Below are 17,506 nucleotides of genomic sequence, written 5' to 3'. Positions count from 1 at the left end.
AGGGTCACCGACACGAAGCCTCGTAAGCAAGCATGTCACGGTTCACTGCACCCGGCGACGCTTCGGACAACCTGTCCAGCAAACCCAAACGCGACCTCGCCGTCAACGCCGAGATGCGGTTACCCGCTGCCTTGCCCTGGCCGAGCGTGTCGGGCGGTTTTCACCGGACAAGCCGTGCAGGCACCTCGCCGCCGTCGAAATGCACTGCGCTGGGCACGAATACGGCCTCGGCGCCGGCGGCTCGGACCATATCGAGGAGTTTCGGAAGCAGGCCGGCACGACGACACAGGTCAGCGACCTGCGGCTTCTTTCGTTCTAACGGCAATTCGGAACCGGTGCTGTTGACCTGAAAAGAGCCGACCGGCCGGTGTTTGAACCCAACAGGTGCGCGGTCGAGTACGGCGTCGAGCCGCCGCTGATGGTGTTCGAAGAGTTCATGCACACGTGCTTCGACGCTGTCCGTGCCGGCGCCGTGCGACCCGGGGCTGGGGCACCGCGGGCCCGATCGTGACGTGTGCGAGCAACCCTGGCAGGTCGATGCCCAGATGCCGGGTGACCTCACACAGCGCGTTGTCGAGTGCCGCCCGCATGGATCCCGGCTGGGGGTGCAGCCGGACAATGGTGTCCGCATGGCGGATTTCGACGCGGCAGACCTTGTCACCGTGGGCGGACCCGGCGACCGGCCGCGGTGCACCGATGACGACGTGGGCCTCACCGCCGCGGCGGCTGACCCGGCCGGTGATGAACATCTGCACTCCAGCACTTCCCCTCGAGCGACCATTTCCACGGTGACGGTTCGATTGCTGCTCGGGCCGGGTGGATAGGAAGAGTCTGCGGGCCGATCCACCCGGCCGTCGAGCACGGTGCACCGCTCGGAGTCGGCGAAGCGGCGCACCAATTCCGGAGCCGTCCACTGTGACCCCGGCCGGATGATCCGAAGTGGGAATGCGGCGCGATAACCCGCCCGGATTCCCGCCATGCTCCACGGTCGGCTCACCCGTACCGCACCGTATCGAGATCCTGTGCTGGAGCGGCCCGAATACCGCGCTGGTGGCACGAATCGAGAGTGCCCAGGCACGGGAGGTCAGCGATATCTCGGAATTAGCTACGTGATTGAGATCATCGACGCCTTCATCGCCCGTCTGCACGTTCTGCTGGACACACCCGCAGTCGCACGCCCTGTCGCAGTGGCGCCCTCGGCCGGTGGCCGGCACCGGCTCGCAGAGCCCAACGGGCAGAGTGCCGATGTACCGCAGCCCACCTCGCCTACGTGGCGGCTATTGAGAGGCATGCGCAGGCAGGGGCAATCCGTATGCGTCGATTGCGGATTGGAGATTTTGCACGCAGGTCGTATGAGGTGATCAGGAATTTCACGGCGGTGACGACTTCGCCCCGAAGCCGAGGTGAGCCGTAGGCGGCCGCGCCGTGGGCGGCGCGAGTGAGGACGCTGGCGGCCTCGAGCGTCCGGGTCGTGAACTTGCTGCGCACGCGGGCGGACCGACACGTCACCCGCGAACGCGACTCGCCCGAGGTCAGGGCTCCAGTTTTGGGAGGCCAGGACGGTGTGAATGCATCCGCGGGTGCGGTTTCGACGGTGGCCTATCCCTGTCGGACCGTGCTCGAGGCGGTTCGATCCTCGTATGACAGCGGTCCCACGGTCCGTCTACCGGGTGTCATTCGCCGACCGTCCGTGGCGGTGCGCTGAGTGCATGCACCGCACCGAGGGATGCGCCTATGCCGGCACCGATGGCCGCAATGGGAACCTCCATGAGGGCCGCACCGTAAGCAGCGCCTACGGGAACCGCCGCAAGGCCGATCGGCGCAAATGGCAGGCCGATCACCGTGCCCATCATGCCGCCGACGACCCCACCGAACAGCCCGAAGGGGCTCGCTGCCGCTGCCCCTGCCGTTACGCCGACCGCAGCGCCGCCAATAATTTCTCCTGCGACGCGGTCGGACCGGCTGCGCTCCATTCCGATCGAGTCGAGGAAGGTTGCCGTGGCCGCCTCGGCTTGGGCGGCGCCATCGTTCAGCTGGATTGCCTGCTCACGATTCAGCCACTCCGGTGAATCGACTTGCACGTCACCGAAGCGCAATTTGCCGGGCGGGGGCGCAATCGGCGGCACCGGGGCTACCGGCACGGGCGCATGCAACTCTCCCAAGGGAGCGAGGTACTTGTTCTCCGGCATCGGCCGCGCCCACTGCAGCGAACTCAGCGTGTTATCTGGAATCCGAAGGCCTTGGTACGGATGCACATTGGGTGCTTCAGCCGCGGGCCACTGCACCGGCTGGTCGGGTCGAGGCTGGTCGCCCCGGAGCCGCTCAGGCTGCGATCCTTCAGGCTGAGTCCGGCCGGGTCGGGACGGGTCGGCCAGACTCTGGTCCTGTTGAGACTGGTCGGACTGCGACACTTCGGTGCTCTCAGTGGGCGCGGCGTTCGCGGGCTCGGTTCCCGCCAGCCCCAATGTCACTGGAACTACTCCCACGACGGCCAACGACACCAATTTGCATCGGGGCTGGTGGGGGGCTCTATGTTTGCCTGTGCTCATTGATCGCCTTTCATGTGGAAAGAGAATTTCAGCTACTACGCCACAAATGCCGGTGGCGAGTGTAATTCTCGCGCGTATATTTCTAAATCGACATCGAGTCAAGCCTCGGTAACCTGCGAGCGTTCGGCGAGGACAGCCGAATCGCCTGCATGGGATACTTGCATCCGCTCTGTGCTCTAGAATTTCAGACAAATCAACTGGACCTGCCGAAGAATAATTGCAGCATTGATCGCGTCGTGTGGCAGATGGCCTGGAGCATGGCTGGACCAACACCACGATCATCTTCTCCGTCTGTGTGAGTCGACACCCCCGCAGATCAGGCCGCGAACCACGCGATATTCGGTAACCGCTGAAATCGCGGCCGTGAGCGACGCGCGGATGGGAACCGAGCGGAAATCTATCCATCGCGGACTAGGACGTCAAGCATTGCCACATGCTGGCGTGTCACATGGCTTATTCGTGCAAAACGGGCAAAATGTGAATATTGGTCAGGTGCATGCCAGGAGGGCGATTCGGCTAGGGGTGTCACCACCCGGTTGTGGAGTTCAAGGACAACCTCTGACCGCGAAGACCTCATGCAATTCGGTTCCAGTCAGAATCTGATCTTGACATGTTTGTGCGAGAAGTCCCTTCGAACCCAGAAGGTCACAAGCTCGAGCCAGGTTGTTCCAATCGTTCATCGTCAATCGTTCATCGGCATCGGGCGACGGAAGGGTAATACTGTGGCGAGTTCACCAGACCACCGCGAATCGTCGAGTGTGTTCAGCTCTTTCACGGATCCGGACCGCACGTGCCCCGGCGCCTCGGATCTCACCGAGCAATAGCGACACCCGTCGCAGATCACCGTGATGGCTGTCGGGTAGCTCTGGCGCTTCCGCAGGCGCGCCGACATCAGATCGGCGACCGTCTGCGTTCTCGCTGTCACCCACGTGCTGCCGTTCCCCCGGTCCGTCCGCGCACGTCGTCGTGCCCGCATGTTCGCACCCTCAGGATTCATAGCAGATGACTCTAGCCGTTCGGTTGTGGCTGGCCATGGATTTGCAGGATTAAGCCGCATCAAATCCTTGAAATTCTTGGCGGGTCCTGGGGGCAGGCCGACTGGGTGAGTCCAGCCGCCGACCCGGCGCTCTGCGGCAGAACCTCGAGGCGGCGGCCGGTGTGATCTCGATGCGAATCCGACCCAGCCGGGTCGTTTCGATCGAATTGTCCGATTGGGGACCGTCCGCAAAGCGGTCAGCGTTTACCACCCATCATGACCCAGCCGAAAAACAGGCCTAGAAGCGTCCAGATGGAAATCACCTCGGCGATCATCACAATGCTCATGCGATCACAGCTTTCATCGCGCGGCCTCCGAACGCGAGCCGAAACTGTCCAGGGGAGACGTCGACGACTCCGGCGGTGAGTCATTCGGTAGTGGCATCGGAATCTTTTTCCACATGAAGTGCCCTTTGGTGTATTTCTATGGATCCGAGCGCACCACCCTGCGGAACTCACGAAAGGTCGCTGCACACCAGGACATTGCGCGCCAGGTCCTCCAGGCTCCGCCTAGCGCGCACCGCTGACCAGGGGTCTTTGGCGAACAGTCCCGGATAGCGTTCACAGTAGGCAATGAAGGTAGATCTTTCGGTAACCCAGACAACCCGGAAATCGTTGAATGTTACGTGCTCGGCGTACACTGCGCTCCGTCCATGCAATCGGCACCTAGACTTGCCCAAACACTTACCCTCGAGTTGACGTGCGAATCGGTGGAACAGGCGGTAATGGGGTGCTCCAAGCGGTTCGGATGAATTGGTTGCCGACTCGCGATTCGAGCCTCGGCCACCACTCTCCCATCGCGACAGTCCAACGCCGCCCAAGTCCAACGCCTCCCGATCGGTGAACATGTTCCCCCCCGAGCGGTGGTGTCGGGGATAGACGACACCACCGCGACGTTGCGGAGCGTAGAAGGGCGTTCGTTCCACAACATCAGGATCCGCCTGAGGGGGATAGCGGATCATTCGCCACATTACAGCTATTGGGCGATAGTTGATGGATAAAGAGGAAAGGTTTCCTGTTTGCCGGATTGGTGACCGTCTCTATTCGGACGAAACGCCCGCAGCCTCGGTCCTGGGATTCCGGCAAACGTGCCAGCTGCCCAACGCTAGGGATGGATCGACAAGTGCCAGACGCATCCCATTGTGTTAGCTGAATGATGGCCATATTGCTGCGCGCCTGCTGCGCGGCCTCGGTGAACCGGCTTCATCGGCCCCGGTGATCGCGGGGAGTGCGTTGAACGCAGCGGGCGGCCGGCTTCGCGGTTGGTGGCGATTCTCGTCGCGCCAATCCCCCTGGCGCGCACGCTATGTCCAATGTTCGGATTTTGTCCGTTTTGCCACGAACAAGCCATGTGACACGCCAGTCATGTGGCAGTGCTTGACGTCCTGGTCCGCGGTGGTTAGGTTTCCGGTCGATTCCCATCCGTGCATCGCACGGTACGGAACACCGTGCAGTTCGCAGGCATGATCTGCGGGAAGTATCGACTCGCGCGGACAGAGATGACGATGGTGTTGATCTAGTCATCCCTGGTGCGTACATGCCATGTACGCACCAGGGATGATTGTCTTGCTCCCGGCCACCTGTTACACGACGCAATCAATGCTGCAATTGTGAGGCGAGAATGAGCACTAACCCATTCGATGACGAAGACGGCAGGTTCTCCGTTCTGATCAACGACGAAGAACAGTATTGCCTGTGGCCAAGCTTTGCCGATATCCCGAGCGGGTGGCATCGAGCGTTCGGTGAGGACAGCCGAAACGCCTGCATAGAATACATCGATAAGAATTGGACTGATATGCGTCCGAAATCCCTGAGACAGTCGATATCCGCCAATGCCGCAGCAGCTCAGGTCGCCGAGGCTTGACCGGAGGTCGAATTAGCGCGAACGTGCGATAAGCGGCGCAAGCAGTTCTTGGGCATCCGTATCCGCCCGGCGTGCCGTTCGAATATCTTGCACAACTCATCAGAAGTCGACAGAGAGGTCATTCATGGCAGGACAGCATCTCGCTCGATCGACCAGGCGGTTCGGGCGTGCTGGATCACTACTGGTCCTCGCGACGGTTCCGTTGTCGGTGGCGCTGTTCGAGATCCCCCCGGCGTCGGCGGATGCGGCCAATCCTCCGACGGCGACCAATCGCAACGATATGAGCGGGAAGCGGGCCGCTCCTGACGGCCGCCTCGCTCCGGTCGATCCGTCCAGTCTGCACCTGCCAACGGCCCTCGCCCCGCCCGTCGCGCCGATCCAGGCGCCGGACGGGACCATTCGCATCGGCTCAGTTTCGGTCGGACGGCCGGACTGGGTCGACCCCGGGTTCACCGACGGGATCAACGACTCCTACGGGCAGACGGAGGCCATGCTGGCCCAGGGATTCGACTCGGTCGGATTCGCGCCGACGCGGTCGGACCGCATGGCCGCCGACGCTCTCGCCGGTGCACTTGCGGGCAATGTGGTGGCGGGGATCGTTTCCAGCCCGTTGACCTCCACCGGTGCAATGGTCGGTGCCGTCGCCGGTTTCATTGCCGGTATTCCCTTCCTCCCGGCGGGCTTGGTGGTAGTACCGGTAATCGGCGCAGCCATCGGTGCCGCAGTCTTCGCGATCCCCGCGGCCGTGGTCGGTTCCGCAGTCGGAGCGGGAGTGGGTGCCCTTGTAGGCGCGCTGGAGCCCGCGACACCGAACCTGCCCTCCGATCAGCCGGCGCTGCAGGCCTAGGCCCACCAGAAGGGCCTCATCTTCACCAATTCAGGGTGAAGATGAGGCCCTTTTCTACTTTCGGCGGCGTGGTCATAGGCCGAGCCGGGGTCGCTGATCCGGCCGAGCGGATCGTCGCCGCGGGCGGCGTCCGCGGGCTATGGTCGGGTATCGCAAGTAGGCGGTGACGTCCCTGCAACCTTCCGGGAGGCAGGCAAACCGGCATGAGCCAGTCGGCGGCGGACTCGCGGGTAGGCACGATATTCGGGCACTACCAGCTGAAAAGGCTGCTCGGACTCGGTGGTGTGGGGGACGTCTACGAGGCGTATGACACGGTCAAAGACCGCACGGTTGCGCTCGAGCTGGTGCCTGGAGACCTGGCCGCCGATTCCCACTACCGGGAGCAATTCCGCCGCGAATCACGTCTCGCGGCACGTTTGCAGGAACCGCATATCGTTCCGATTCACGACTTCGGCGAGATCGACGGCTTGCTCTACATCGACCGGCGGCTGGTTCGCGGTGATGACCTCGGAACGCTGCTCGCCCGGCACGGCCCGATGGATGCGGCCACCGCGGTGGCCGTGGTCGGTCAGGTTGCGGCTGCGCTGGACGCAGCGCATGCCGATGGGCTGATCCACGGCGACGTCGAGCCCGCCAATATCCTTGTCGGCGACGACGACTTCGCCTATCTGGTCGACTTCGGTATCGGCCGATCGGTCGGTGGTTCCGGATCGACCGACAGGGACACCCGGGCAGGAGTCTCTGGCTACGAGGCTCCAGAAGTCTTGCGGGACAAAGAGATCACCAGCCGAGCTGACATCTATTCGCTGGCGTGTGTTCTCCACGAATGCCTCACCGGCACCCGCCCACACCCCGGTGGCAGTGCCGAGGCGGGGATCAGTGACGATCTGTTCGAACCGATTCCGCGTCCCAGCGTGGTGCATCCGGGAACTCCGGCGGCGTTCGATGCGGTGATCGCGCGCGGCCTGGCTACGGAGCCTGCCGACCGCTACCGGACAGCGGGCGAGCTGGCTCGCGCCGCCCGCGATGCGCTCGACAGCACCGAGCAGCAATCAGCCGCCACGATCCTGGGCGACACCGAGGCCGGGCCGCCCATCGCCACCGAACCATTGCCCGCTGCCACCGCCACCGCGGTCGCGCCCATCGCCACCGACGCGATGCGGGCGCCGGAGTTCGAGACGACCGACGTGGGTGGTCCATCGGCGACCCTCGCTCCGCAGCCGCAGCCGCAGCCGCAGCCGCAGCCGCAGCCGCAGCCGCAGCCGGCCCGGCCCGCTCTGTCGAAACGGCGCGCGGGGATCGTCGTTCTGGCGGCGGTCGTGGTGGCTGCCGCCCTTGCGCTGGCGGGAGACGGTGCGCCAGTACCGAATCGATATTCGGCTGCGGACCTGCGGCTGCTCGAGCTCGTCCCCACCGGATACACCCGAGCGAATTGTTTGCACGATGCCGCGCATTCGAAGGCTTCGGTACAGATGGATGCCTTGAACTGCCAGCCGGCGGCCGGGGTCCCGGCGGCCCGATTCTTTCTGTTTCCCACCGTGGATCTGGTTCGCGCGTTCTACAAGGTCGTCAGTCAGCAAGTGCATCCCGCGCGATGCGCGGATGGTTCGCAAGGGGGCGACTACTACAACGGCAGCCGACCCGAGCGCGACGTGGTCGGCCAGTTCGGCTGCTTCGCCTCCGATGACGATCCCTCGGTTCCGGGGATCATCTGGAGCCACGAACCCGATCTCGCCGTGGGGATCGCGTACGCGGACAAGCCGGGCGACGCGCAGGAATTACTCGGGTGGTGGAAGAGCCAGGGTGGTTTCCGATGAGCGAGACGGCGCGAAATTCGCGGGTAGGCACGGTATTCGGGCACTACCAGCTTGTGAAGTTGCTCGGCCGGGGCGGTATGGGCGAGGTCTACGAGGCTTACGACATCACCAAGGACCGCACGGTGGCGCTCAAGCTCCTGCCGGAAAACCTGGCGGCCGATGCCCGCTATCGGGAACGGTTTCGTCGCGAATCTCACACTGCCGCAAGGCTGTTGGAGCCGCACATCATTCCGATCCACGACTTCGGCGAGATCGACGGGCTGCTCTATATCGATATGCGCTTGATCCGTGGCGAGGATCTCGGCAGCATCTTGTCCCGCGATGGGCCGCTGCCGCCGACTCGGGCGGTGGGCATCATCGGCCAGATCGCGGCGGCCTTGGACGCTGCTCATGCCGACGGTCTGATCCATCGGGATATCAAGCCGGCCAATATTCTCGTCGCCGACGACGACTTTTCTTATCTCGTCGACTTCGGTATCGCCCGCTCCGCGACCGGTCCGGGATTGACCAGCACCGGCACCGCGATCGGAACCTATGCCTACATGGCGCCCGAACGATTCCGTAAAGGGGAGATCACTTCTCGCACCGATGTCTATTCACTGGCCTGTGTGCTACACGAATGTCTCACCGGGACAAGGCCTTTCCCGGGCAACAGCGTCCAGGTCGTGATCAAGGCCCATCTGTTCGATCCGATCCCGCATCCCAGCCGGGCCCGCCGGGGCATCCCCGCCGCCTTCGATGACGTGATTGCGCACGGCATGGCCAAAGACCCCGCCGATCGTTACGCCCGCGCCGGGGATCTGTTCCGCGCCGCACACGACGCTCTCGGTGACACCGACCGGCACACTGCGGCCACCATCCTGGGCCGGAACCGTGCCCCGAACATCAGCGCACCGCGACAGCCGTCCGAACCGCTGCGGCCGCGGAAGCGGTGGCGCATCGCGACGGCCGTGGTGGCCGTGCTGCTGGTGATTTCCGCCGCGGCCGGGATATGGCTGGCGAATCGTTCGAACCGAAACGGCACCACGGCAGCGATCACCGGGTCCGCGGCGCCTACATCGGCCAAGCAGTTCACGCCTGCGGAGCTCGCGCTGGTGAAGCTCGTGCCGCCGGGAAACGACGAGCACACCTGCTCGCACGTCGATCCGCCTCCAGGGGGCACCGCCAAGCTTTATTGCGTGCCGGGCGGGAAACCGTTTGTCCGAGACGCCTTCTTCTCCCAGTACGGCACCGTCGGCGCGCTTCGCGACGGCTATACCCAATGGACCTCCGGGCACTCCGCCGGAGACGAAAAGTGCCCGGACGGAAGCACACCGGGCCCGTACACCGCGCACGGCCAGGACCAGGCGACCGGTCAGGTCGCTTGCCTGCCGACGCTCGCCGCGATCGTCTGGACCACTGAGCCCGATCTCGTCCTGAGCATCGTCTTCGGCAACGACACCGGGGACCTGCCGCAGCTGTTCACCTGGTGGCAACAGCAGGTCGGATCCACGTAGCGGAGATACCGGTGAGCGGAGACATGAGCCAGGCGGCGCGAAATTCGCGGGTGGGCACGGTATTCGGGCACTACCGGCTCGTGAAGTTGCTCGGTCGCGGCGGTATGGGCGAGGTCTACGAGGCCTACGACACGATCAAGGACCGCACGGTGGCACTCAAGTTGCTGCCCGAAGATCTGGCGGCGGACAACCGCTTCCGGCAGCGGTTCCGCCGCGAATCGCACACTGCCGCAAGGTTGTCGGAGCCACATATCATTCCGATCCACGACTACGGCGAGATCGACGGGCTGCTCTACATCGATATGCGCCTCATCCGCGGTGCGGACCTCGGCAGTTTGCTGTCCGATGACGGTCCGCTGCCACCGGAACGGGCGGTGACCATCATCGGCCAGATCGCGGCGGCATTGGACGCCGCGCACGCCGACGGACTGATCCACCGAGATATCAAACCGGCCAATATTCTCGTCACCGACGACGACTTCGCTTACCTCGTCGACTTCGGTATCGCCCGCTCGCCGACCGGTCCCGGATTGACCAGCACGGGCACCGCGATCGGAACCTGCGCCTACATGGCACCCGAACGATTCCAGAGTGAAGAGGTCACCTCCCGGACGGATATCTATTCGCTGGCGTGTGTTCTGTACGAGTGCCTCACCGGCACTTGCCCTTACGTCGGCGACGTTATCGAAAGGGTGATCAGCGCCCATTTGTTCGAACGGATTCCGCGTCCCAGTGTGGTGTATCCAGGGGTTCCGGTTGCATTCGACGAGGTGATCGCACGGGGCATGGCGAAGGATCCCGACGATCGTTTCGAGACGGCCTCGGAATTGGCGCACGCTGCTCGACGCGCACTGCACGGCGGGGATCAGCGAATGGCGGGCACGGTCCCGGACAGTACCGCGGCCGCACCCACCGGCACCGAGCTGCCTGCCCGGCGCGGTCGATCGAAACGGCGCAGGTGGTTGATGGTTTCCGCGGCCGTGGTCGTGTCGGCGGCCGGCCTCGGGGTGTGGATCGCGGCTCGCCCGCCGAGCCCCCCGTGGGCCGGGACTTCGAAGCTGTCTGCCGCGGAGGTCACTTTGCTGAGGCTGTTGCCTCCCGGGTATTCCCAGGACACGTGCACACCCGAATGGCCGCCGACTCCCCGAATAGCATTGGCGCAGTTGCATTGTGCGGGCGGCGATCCGCCGGGCTCGGTCCCGTCGGCTCGCTATCTTTCATTCGCCGACGTCACCTCGCTGCGCGATGCCTATACGTTGTACGCCGACCACCTTCAGATCGTCGATTGCCCGGACGGCAGTCGGCCGCACTCCTTTACGGCGCCCGGGCGAGCCCAGCCGACAGGACAGGTCGGATGCTACCTGTCCACCGATAGTCCGCCGATGGCCGGCGTTTTCTGGACCTCGGAGCCCGATCGCGTCCTGGGATTCGCGGTTGGTCACTCCGACCGGGCGCAGCAGTTGTTCGCCTGGTGGCAGCAGGTCTCATCGAGGTAATCGAGCCCGGAGAACTTCGTAAGAAGTCGGGAAGAATCGGCTCGCATTCTTTTTCTCGTCAGACACTCCATACCCGAGAAGAAGGAGTCACCACAATGTTCACCAACCGCACTCGATCCGTCGCCCGGACCTCCGCAGTCGCCGCGATCATCGGAATCTCCGCACTGGGAGCGGGTATCGCCGCGGCGGCGGCCCATGCCGCCCCCGCGCCGGAGCAGTACGCCGTTGCCTTCGGAGGCGAGGGCATGATCACCGTCGATCTGGCGCAGCCCGATAGCTGCATCGTGGACGCGCTGCAGAACGGCCAGATTCAGGACACCAGCCTGGACGGTGTTTTCGGGCCGGTGGCCGAGTACACCCTCAGCGGGCTGGACGGCCTGTCGCCGGGTGTCTACGACATCCACATCGTGTGCGGTGACGACAGCGACGTGACCACCTTCGACCAGTACATCTACGGCGTCGAGGTCACCGGCTCCGACCCCGGGTGGAACTACGACAACCCGGACAACAGCCTCTCGCCCGACGATCTGGGGCTGGACGGCATCCTGGGCATTCCGTCCGACGGTGTCGGCGGCGCCAACGGCGTGTAGTCGTCGCCACGCGGAATCGTCGACGTACCTCCGGCCGGCGAGTGAGCCGGGGGGCTGCACTGATGCAGGCGCCCCCGGTTCGCTGCTCGGCGAGGGATAATCGAGATGATCATGCGGGTGCGGCCCAGCAGCAATCCTCGGAGTGGACAGCGCATGCTCAGCGAACGTCTTCGATTCCGGCTCCTCGGCCCGTTGCGGATGACGATCGACGGGATCGAGCAGGGGCTCGGCGGGCCCCGGCAGCGCGCCGTGCTCGCGATGCTGGTCATCAACCGCCGCCGGGCGGTCTCGGTGGAGGCGCTCGCGCAGGCGGTCTGGGGCGAGGAACTCCCGTCGGACATCCGGGCCGGCATGCAGGTGGTGATCTCCACCCTGCGGAAGTTGTTGCGCGACGCCGGAATCGATCCCCGCGCCGTCCTCGCCACGGTCGCACCGGGGTACCGGCTCACCATCGACGACCGGTCCTGCGATCTGGGTCGATTCCTCGCCGAGAAGACGCTCGCTCTTCGATGCATGGCCGATCGTCGCTTCGATGAGGCGACCGGCCATTTCACTGCCGCCCTCGACGAATGGCATGGCCCGGCGCTCGCCGACCTGCGTGAGCTGTCCTTCGCGGACTCGTTCGCCACCGCGCTGGAGGAAGAGCGGCTGATCGCCCTCACCGCCCGCGCGGAAGCGGAGATCGCCCGGGGCCGGGCGCAGGAGATCACGCCGGAACTGATGACCCTGGCCGCCGAACACCCGCTGCGCGAACCCCTCTGGTGCCAGCTGATCTCGGCGCTGTATCTGTGCGGGCGTCAGTCCGATGCGCTGGGCGCCTGCCGGCAGCTGCGCAGCGCGCTCGCGGACGAGCTGGGCATCGATCCGAGCCGCCAGTTGCAGGAGCTCGAGGGCCGGATACTGCGGCAGGAGCCGCTGCCGGCGCAGGAGGCCGCGGCCGCGACCGCCGCGGTGGCGGTCACGATCATCGACGAGCGTTCGCCGTCGGCAACCGCGCAGCTTCGCGACGACACCGGGAAGGTCATCCGCCTCGGGTCCACAGCGCTGTGCATCGGGCGTCTGCCGGACAACGACCTGGTGCTCTCGCACGGCAAGGTCAGCCGCCATCACGCGGTCATCGTGGACACCGGCCTGAGCTTCGTGATCCGCGACCTGCGATCGTCCAACGGAGTGTTCGTGCACGGTGAGCGGATCAGCGACAGCGCGGTGCTGTCCGACGGTGACGAAATCCGTATCGGCACCAGCGATTTCGTCTTCGAGCTGGTGGAATAGCCGGTCCATCGGAGATCTCCGATGAACCGGCCATCGTCGAACGGCAGAGCTAACGGTGCTGCAGTTTCCGCTTCATCTCCTTGGTCCGGTCCTCCATGTCCGACCGCGCACGCTGGCCTTCTCGCTTCATGCCGTCGCCCAACCGGTCCATATCGCGCCTGGCGTCATCGGCCAGCCGGTCCACGTCACGTTCCATGCGCTGGCCCTGGTCCTTCATGCCCTGCTTGGCCTTGTTTGCCGCCTGGCTGGGTTTTCGGCCCTTGCGATCAGACATTTCAACCTCCGCATTGGTAGGTTCCGTCCGAACTATGAGATCGGACGCGGATGACACCGCGTCCGCCGAATCTCCGTGCGCTGTGCAGCTCTCCCCGCCGACCCGGCGACGATCACTGACAACCGGATACTGCAGCAACTGTCGAGACAACAATTGCGCCTCGTAAAGCCTGCGACGCCGGATCACCCTTGTCAATGATTTCGTCGAACCCGGCCGGATTCCCCCGGTCGCACACGCCGCGCGGAAAAGATCGCGATGGGCACACGGGGGAGCGCTCGCGTCGGTAGGGTGACACCTCGGTCCGGGGCGTGCGGTGTCGGGCGCCGGTGGAGTGCTGCGCAGTATGTGGAGTGGGTTCGATGTCAGAGTCAGTGCCGACCGCCGGCGGCCGGTATGCCGCGGTGGTCGATGCCGCCGGTGCGCGGGTGCCCATCTACACGCCGGAGTTCGCGGCCGACCCACACCGGGTCTATCGGGAGATGCGGGACAAGTTCGGGGCGTTGGCTCCGGTGGAGTTGGCGCCCGGAGTGCCGGCCACACTGGTGCTCGGATATCGCACGGCGGTAAGGATTCTCAACGATCCGGACCGTTTCCCCGCCGATCCGCGGGAGTGGCAGGCAGGGGTTCCCGCCGACTGTCCGGTCCTGCCGATGATGCAGTGGCGGCCGAATGCCTTGCGTAATGCGGGAATCGAGCACGCGCGGTACCGGCGGATCAATACCGCCGGGCTGGCCGGAATCGATCAGTACGGTCTGCAGGGCACGGTGGAACGGGTCGCGGTGTCGCTGATCAATACGTTCTGTACGTCCGGGTCGGCAGATCTGGTGCGCGACTACGCTTTTCCGCTGGCATTCCGGGTGCTCAACCACCTGCTCGGCTGTCCGGTGGACATTGCGGGGCAGGCGGCGGAGGGTTTCCGCGCCATTTTCGAGGGCGTCGGCGCGGAGCAGGGCAACAAGCTGCTCGTGGACGCGCTGCTGCGGCTGACCCTGTACAAGCGAGCGCACCCGGGCGACGACGTCACCACCCGCATGCTCCGCCATCCCGCCGAGCTGAGCGAGACCGAAATGGTGCACCAGCTGGCCACGCTCTACGGCGCGGGTATCGAGCCGCAGCAGAATCTGATCGCCAATACGCTGCTGCTGCTCCTGGTGGACGACCGGTTCCGCGGCAGTGCGCTGGGCGGCAGCCTGTCCACCCGGGACGCGCTCGACACGGTGCTCTTCGACGATCCCCCGATGGCGAACTTCTGCATCAGCTTTCCGCCCGGGCCCGTTCTCCTGGACGACTACTGGCTGCCCGCGCACCAACCGGTCGTCATCAGCATGGCGGCCTGCAATACCGATCCGGCCATCCGCGACAAAGAGCTGGCGGGTAACCGTTCGCATCTCGCCTGGGGTGCGGGCCCGCACTCCTGCCCCGCCAATTCGCTGGCCTATCTGATCGCCCAGGAGGCCGTCGACCAGCTGCTCGACGCCCTCCCGGAAATCCAGCTGGCGGTCCCGAGCCCCGAATTGTCTTGGCGGCCAGGACCTTTCCATCGCGCCCTGACCGCCCTCCCGGTCGTCTTCACACCTTCGCCGCCGCTGCCCGAGGTGTGAGAGCTGCGGGTGCGAGACCGAGGTTGTCGCGCAGGGTGGTTCCGGTGTAGTCGGGGCGCAGCACGCCGCGGTCCTGCAGCAGCGGCACCACCCGGTCGACGAATTCGTCGAGGCCCCACGGCACCAGATGCGAACCGAGGATGAACCCGTCGGAGCCGTCGTTGCTCACGAAATCATCGATCTGCTGCGCCACCTGTGCCGGGGTGCCGAACAGCGGTCCGCGTTCGAACTGGTCGATGACCACCTCGCGCAGGCTCAGCTTCTTCGCCTCGGCTACCTCGCGCAGTCGTCGTACGGTCGCGAAACGGTCCTGATGGACGAACGCGCGGCCCTGGATGATCGGCGGGGCATCGGGATCCGGATCGATGGCGGGCACCGGGCCGTCCGGGTCGTAGCCGGACAGGTCGCGGTTCCAGATCTGTTCCAGCAGGATCAGTGCGGTCTGACCGGTGACCTGTTCGTTCCGGATGGCGTGATACTTCTCGACCGCCTCGGCCTCGGTGTCGCCGAGCACGAAGCTTGCCGACGGCAGGATCTTGATGTCGTCGGCCGAGCGGCCGGCGGCCACGGCGCGCGCCTTGATGTCGCGATAGAACTCGGCCGCCTCCGGCAGCTTGCCGTAGGGGGAGAAGATGGCGTCGGCGTTCGCGGCGGCGAAGGCCCGGCCCTGCGGTGAGACACCCGCCTGCAGGATCACCGGCCGCCCCTGGGGGCTGCGCGGAACGGTGAACCGGCCTTCGATGTCGAACTGGCTGCCGTGGAAGGAGAACGTCCCGGCGTCGGCACGGCCCAGGAACCGGCCTGTGCTCTTGTCCGCCACCAGGTCGTCCTCGTCCCACGAATCCCACAGTGCGCGAACCGCGTTCAGAGTTTCCTCGGCGCGCGCATAGCGGTCGGCGGGATCGAGGAATCCGCCGCGCCGGAAGTTCTGCCCGGTGAACGCGTCGAAGGAGGTGACCACATTCCAGGCGGCGCGGCCGCCGGAGAGGTGGTCCAGGCTTGCGAACCGGCGGGCCAGCTCATAGGGCTCGTTGAAGGTGGCGTTGATCGTGCCTGCCAGCCCGAGGTGCTCGGTGACCGCGGCGATCGAGGCCAGCACGGTGAAAGTGTCGGGGCGGCCGATGATGTCCTGATCGAAGATCCGACCGGCGCGCTCGCGCAGGATGAGTCCCTCTGCGAGGAAGAAGAAGTCGAACTTTCCCCGCTCGGCGGTGCGTGCGGTGTGTTCGAAGGTGCCGAAATCGATCTGGCTGCCGGCCTGCGGATGCCACCAGGCGGTGTGATGGTTCACGCCGCCGAGGTAGGCGCCCAGGATGACCTGCTTACGGGATGTGCTCATGGGTGGCCTCACTCAGGCGTTCGCGTATCGATTGGGGACGGCGGTGGGCAGGCCGAGCAGCCCGCGCAGGGTGGTCTCGGCGTAGCCGGTTCGGAACAGGCCGCGGCGTTGCAGGACCGGCACCAGGACGTCGGCGATGGCGCTCAGGTCGTCGACGGCCACACCCGGCCGCAAACGCACGCCGTCGACCCCGGCGTCGTGCCAGGCGGCGAGCAGATCGGCCAGGGCGTCCGCGCTGCCGGTGAAAACCGCTGCATCGGAGACGAATTCGGTAGCGGCGAGATCGTCGAGGCGGGCCAGACGCTCCGCTCCGGTGGCGTCGGCGGTGTCGAGGAAGACGACCAGGTCGGCGTAGACCCGCAGCGGTTCGCCGACCCGCCCGACGCGGTCGGCCGCCTCCGCCACCCTGCGCACGATCGGTGTGGGACCCTCGTCGTGCGTCGGGGTGACGAACACCAGATCCGCACCACGGGCGGCGAATTCGTAGATCAGCGGCGCGTGCGCGAGCGCTGTCACCACCGGCTGCCCCTGGGGTGGGCGCGGAGTGATGGACGGGCCGCGCACGCTGAAGAAGCGCCCCCGGAAGTCGATGTAGTGCAACTTGTCTCGATCGATGAAGCGCCGGGTGGCGACGTCGCGAATCTCGGCGTCATCCTCCCAGCTGTCCCACAATCGGCGCACCACCTCGACGGCATCGGCGGCCTCGTCGAACAACTCGTGCGCGGCGGGCGGGAATCGGCCCGAGGTCACGGCTTCGGCCAACTCCGCGGTGGTGAGGTCATCGATGGTGCGCCGTCCGAAATGGGCCGCCTCGGAGGCAGTCCCCGACACCCGGGTCTGCCAGCCGGCCCGGCCACGCGAGGTGTAGTCGAGCGTGGCGATCGCCGTGGCGACATGGAACGGCTCGGTGTGGGTGGTGGTCACCACCGGGACGAGTCCGAGGTGGCGGGTGACCGGTGCGAGGCGTGCGGCGATCAATTCGGCGTCGAGCCGGGCACGCACCCGGTCGACGGCGCCGTCGGGAGCCTGCGGCACCGTCAGACTGTCCTCGATGGTCACGAAATCCAGCAGTCCCCGTTCGGCTGTGGCGGCGAGATCGGTCCAGTAGCGGGCTCCGAAGAGCTCCGCGGGCCGGGAGTTCGGTTCCCGCCAGGCCGCCGGATGCCAGCCCGCACCGTCCAGCGCCGCGCCCAGGTGCAATGGTGTCGATGCCATAATCCTCGGTTTCCGTTCGTGCGCTCGTGTCACGCCGGATCGGCGTGCGCCCCCTCAGGCACCTTCGTCCCTCGCGGTGGCGGTGGTCAACGGTTGAGATCAGGCTGATCC

13 protein-coding genes and 1 pseudogene are annotated in these 17,506 nt (G+C 65.5%); 8 read left to right on the top strand and 6 right to left on the bottom strand.

Going from position 1 to position 17,506, the window contains the following annotated elements; translation table 11 throughout:
• Window positions 1–160: 160 nt before the first annotated feature.
• From ACFXHE_RS21975 to ACFXHE_RS21965, 3 genes are all read right to left on the bottom strand, one after another.
• Window positions 161–442: a hypothetical protein gene (locus ACFXHE_RS21975; protein WP_379385705.1), complete on the bottom strand. Its 282-nt coding sequence runs from the start codon at window positions 440–442 to the stop codon at window positions 161–163.
• Window positions 435–749, bottom strand: a complete 315-nt coding sequence (locus ACFXHE_RS21970; RefSeq protein ID WP_379385703.1) for a hypothetical protein — start codon at window positions 747–749, stop codon at window positions 435–437. The genes ACFXHE_RS21975 and ACFXHE_RS21970 overlap by 8 nt, the downstream gene beginning before the upstream one ends.
• A 924-nt stretch (window positions 750–1,673) precedes the next feature.
• The gene (locus ACFXHE_RS21965) at window positions 1,674–2,189 is read right to left on the bottom strand and encodes a hypothetical protein (protein ID WP_379385701.1); all 516 of its coding nucleotides are present in this window, start codon (window positions 2,187–2,189) and stop codon (window positions 1,674–1,676) included.
• Window positions 2,190–5,205: 3,016 nt separating this feature from the next.
• Between ACFXHE_RS21965 and ACFXHE_RS21960 the strand changes: the two genes are divergently transcribed.
• The 7 genes and pseudogenes from ACFXHE_RS21960 (at window position 5,206) to ACFXHE_RS21930 (ending at window position 12,966) form a co-directional block, all read left to right on the top strand.
• The gene (locus ACFXHE_RS21960; protein WP_379385700.1) at window positions 5,206–5,448 is read left to right on the top strand and encodes an MbtH family protein; all 243 of its coding nucleotides are present in this window, start codon (window positions 5,206–5,208) and stop codon (window positions 5,446–5,448) included.
• Between the two features lie 124 nt (window positions 5,449–5,572).
• Window positions 5,573–6,295 (top strand): hypothetical protein, encoded by a 723-nt coding sequence (locus ACFXHE_RS21955; protein WP_379385698.1) that lies wholly within the window; start codon window positions 5,573–5,575, stop codon window positions 6,293–6,295.
• A gap of 203 nt (window positions 6,296–6,498) precedes the next feature.
• Window positions 6,499–8,112: a serine/threonine-protein kinase gene (locus ACFXHE_RS21950; RefSeq protein WP_379385696.1), complete on the top strand. Its 1,614-nt coding sequence runs from the start codon at window positions 6,499–6,501 to the stop codon at window positions 8,110–8,112.
• Window positions 8,109–9,608 (top strand): serine/threonine-protein kinase, encoded by a 1,500-nt coding sequence (locus ACFXHE_RS21945; RefSeq protein WP_379385694.1) that lies wholly within the window; start codon window positions 8,109–8,111, stop codon window positions 9,606–9,608. The genes ACFXHE_RS21950 and ACFXHE_RS21945 overlap by 4 nt, the downstream gene beginning before the upstream one ends.
• A 23-nt stretch (window positions 9,609–9,631) precedes the next feature.
• Window positions 9,632–10,495 (top strand): annotated as a pseudogene (locus ACFXHE_RS21940) (serine/threonine-protein kinase); the annotation flags it as partial.
• 704 nt (window positions 10,496–11,199) lie between these two features.
• Window positions 11,200–11,694: a hypothetical protein gene (locus tag ACFXHE_RS21935; RefSeq protein WP_379385692.1), complete on the top strand. Its 495-nt coding sequence runs from the start codon at window positions 11,200–11,202 to the stop codon at window positions 11,692–11,694.
• Window positions 11,695–11,847: 153 nt separating this feature from the next.
• Window positions 11,848–12,966: a BTAD domain-containing putative transcriptional regulator gene (locus ACFXHE_RS21930; RefSeq protein WP_379385914.1), complete on the top strand. Its 1,119-nt coding sequence runs from the start codon at window positions 11,848–11,850 to the stop codon at window positions 12,964–12,966.
• A gap of 49 nt (window positions 12,967–13,015) precedes the next feature.
• Here ACFXHE_RS21930 and ACFXHE_RS21925 read toward each other — a convergent pair whose 3' ends face one another.
• Window positions 13,016–13,240 (bottom strand): hypothetical protein, encoded by a 225-nt coding sequence (locus tag ACFXHE_RS21925; protein WP_379385690.1) that lies wholly within the window; start codon window positions 13,238–13,240, stop codon window positions 13,016–13,018.
• Window positions 13,241–13,599: 359 nt separating this feature from the next.
• On the opposite strand from ACFXHE_RS21925, the gene ACFXHE_RS21920 reads away from it, so the two are divergent.
• The gene (locus tag ACFXHE_RS21920) at window positions 13,600–14,841 is read left to right on the top strand and encodes a cytochrome P450 (RefSeq protein ID WP_379385688.1); all 1,242 of its coding nucleotides are present in this window, start codon (window positions 13,600–13,602) and stop codon (window positions 14,839–14,841) included.
• Here the strand turns inward: ACFXHE_RS21920 and ACFXHE_RS21915 are convergent.
• Complete coding sequence (locus tag ACFXHE_RS21915; RefSeq protein WP_379385686.1) at window positions 14,810–16,180, bottom strand: NtaA/DmoA family FMN-dependent monooxygenase; 1,371 nt, start codon at window positions 16,178–16,180, stop codon at window positions 14,810–14,812. The two genes, ACFXHE_RS21920 and ACFXHE_RS21915, sit on opposite strands and share 32 nt — an antisense overlap.
• Before the next feature lie 12 nt (window positions 16,181–16,192).
• A complete protein-coding gene (locus ACFXHE_RS21910; protein ID WP_379385684.1) occupies window positions 16,193–17,395 on the bottom strand; it encodes an LLM class flavin-dependent oxidoreductase in 1,203 nt (400 codons plus the stop codon).
• Between the last annotated feature and the right edge of the window lie 111 nt (window positions 17,396–17,506).

This window comes from Nocardia sp. NPDC059229, assembly GCF_042754165.1.
In the GTDB taxonomy this organism is placed as follows: domain Bacteria; phylum Actinomycetota; class Actinomycetes; order Mycobacteriales; family Mycobacteriaceae; genus Nocardia.
Note: the sequence above shows the minus strand (reverse complement) of the source record. Positions and strands in the feature narration are given on the sequence as shown.

Bases quoted from the DNA above. Each gene is read 5' to 3' on its own strand.
- ACFXHE_RS21970 (WP_379385703.1), bottom strand. From the start codon at position 749: ATGTTCATCACCGGCCGGGTCAGCCGCCGCGGCGGTGAGGCCCACGTC.
- ACFXHE_RS21965 (WP_379385701.1), bottom strand. From the start codon at position 2,189: ATGCCGGAGAACAAGTACCTCGCTCCCTTGGGAGAGTTGCATGCGCCC.
- ACFXHE_RS21960 (WP_379385700.1), top strand. From the start codon at position 5,206: ATGAGCACTAACCCATTCGATGACGAAGACGGCAGGTTCTCCGTTCTG.
- ACFXHE_RS21955 (WP_379385698.1), top strand. From the start codon at position 5,573: ATGGCAGGACAGCATCTCGCTCGATCGACCAGGCGGTTCGGGCGTGCT.
- ACFXHE_RS21950 (WP_379385696.1), top strand. From the start codon at position 6,499: ATGAGCCAGTCGGCGGCGGACTCGCGGGTAGGCACGATATTCGGGCAC.
- ACFXHE_RS21945 (WP_379385694.1), top strand. From the start codon at position 8,109: ATGAGCGAGACGGCGCGAAATTCGCGGGTAGGCACGGTATTCGGGCAC.
- ACFXHE_RS21935 (WP_379385692.1), top strand. From the start codon at position 11,200: ATGTTCACCAACCGCACTCGATCCGTCGCCCGGACCTCCGCAGTCGCC.
- ACFXHE_RS21930 (WP_379385914.1), top strand. From the start codon at position 11,848: ATGCTCAGCGAACGTCTTCGATTCCGGCTCCTCGGCCCGTTGCGGATG.
- ACFXHE_RS21925 (WP_379385690.1), bottom strand. From the start codon at position 13,240: ATGTCTGATCGCAAGGGCCGAAAACCCAGCCAGGCGGCAAACAAGGCC.
- ACFXHE_RS21920 (WP_379385688.1), top strand. From the start codon at position 13,600: ATGTCAGAGTCAGTGCCGACCGCCGGCGGCCGGTATGCCGCGGTGGTC.
- ACFXHE_RS21915 (WP_379385686.1), bottom strand. From the start codon at position 16,180: ATGAGCACATCCCGTAAGCAGGTCATCCTGGGCGCCTACCTCGGCGGC.
- ACFXHE_RS21910 (WP_379385684.1), bottom strand. From the start codon at position 17,395: ATGGCATCGACACCATTGCACCTGGGCGCGGCGCTGGACGGTGCGGGC.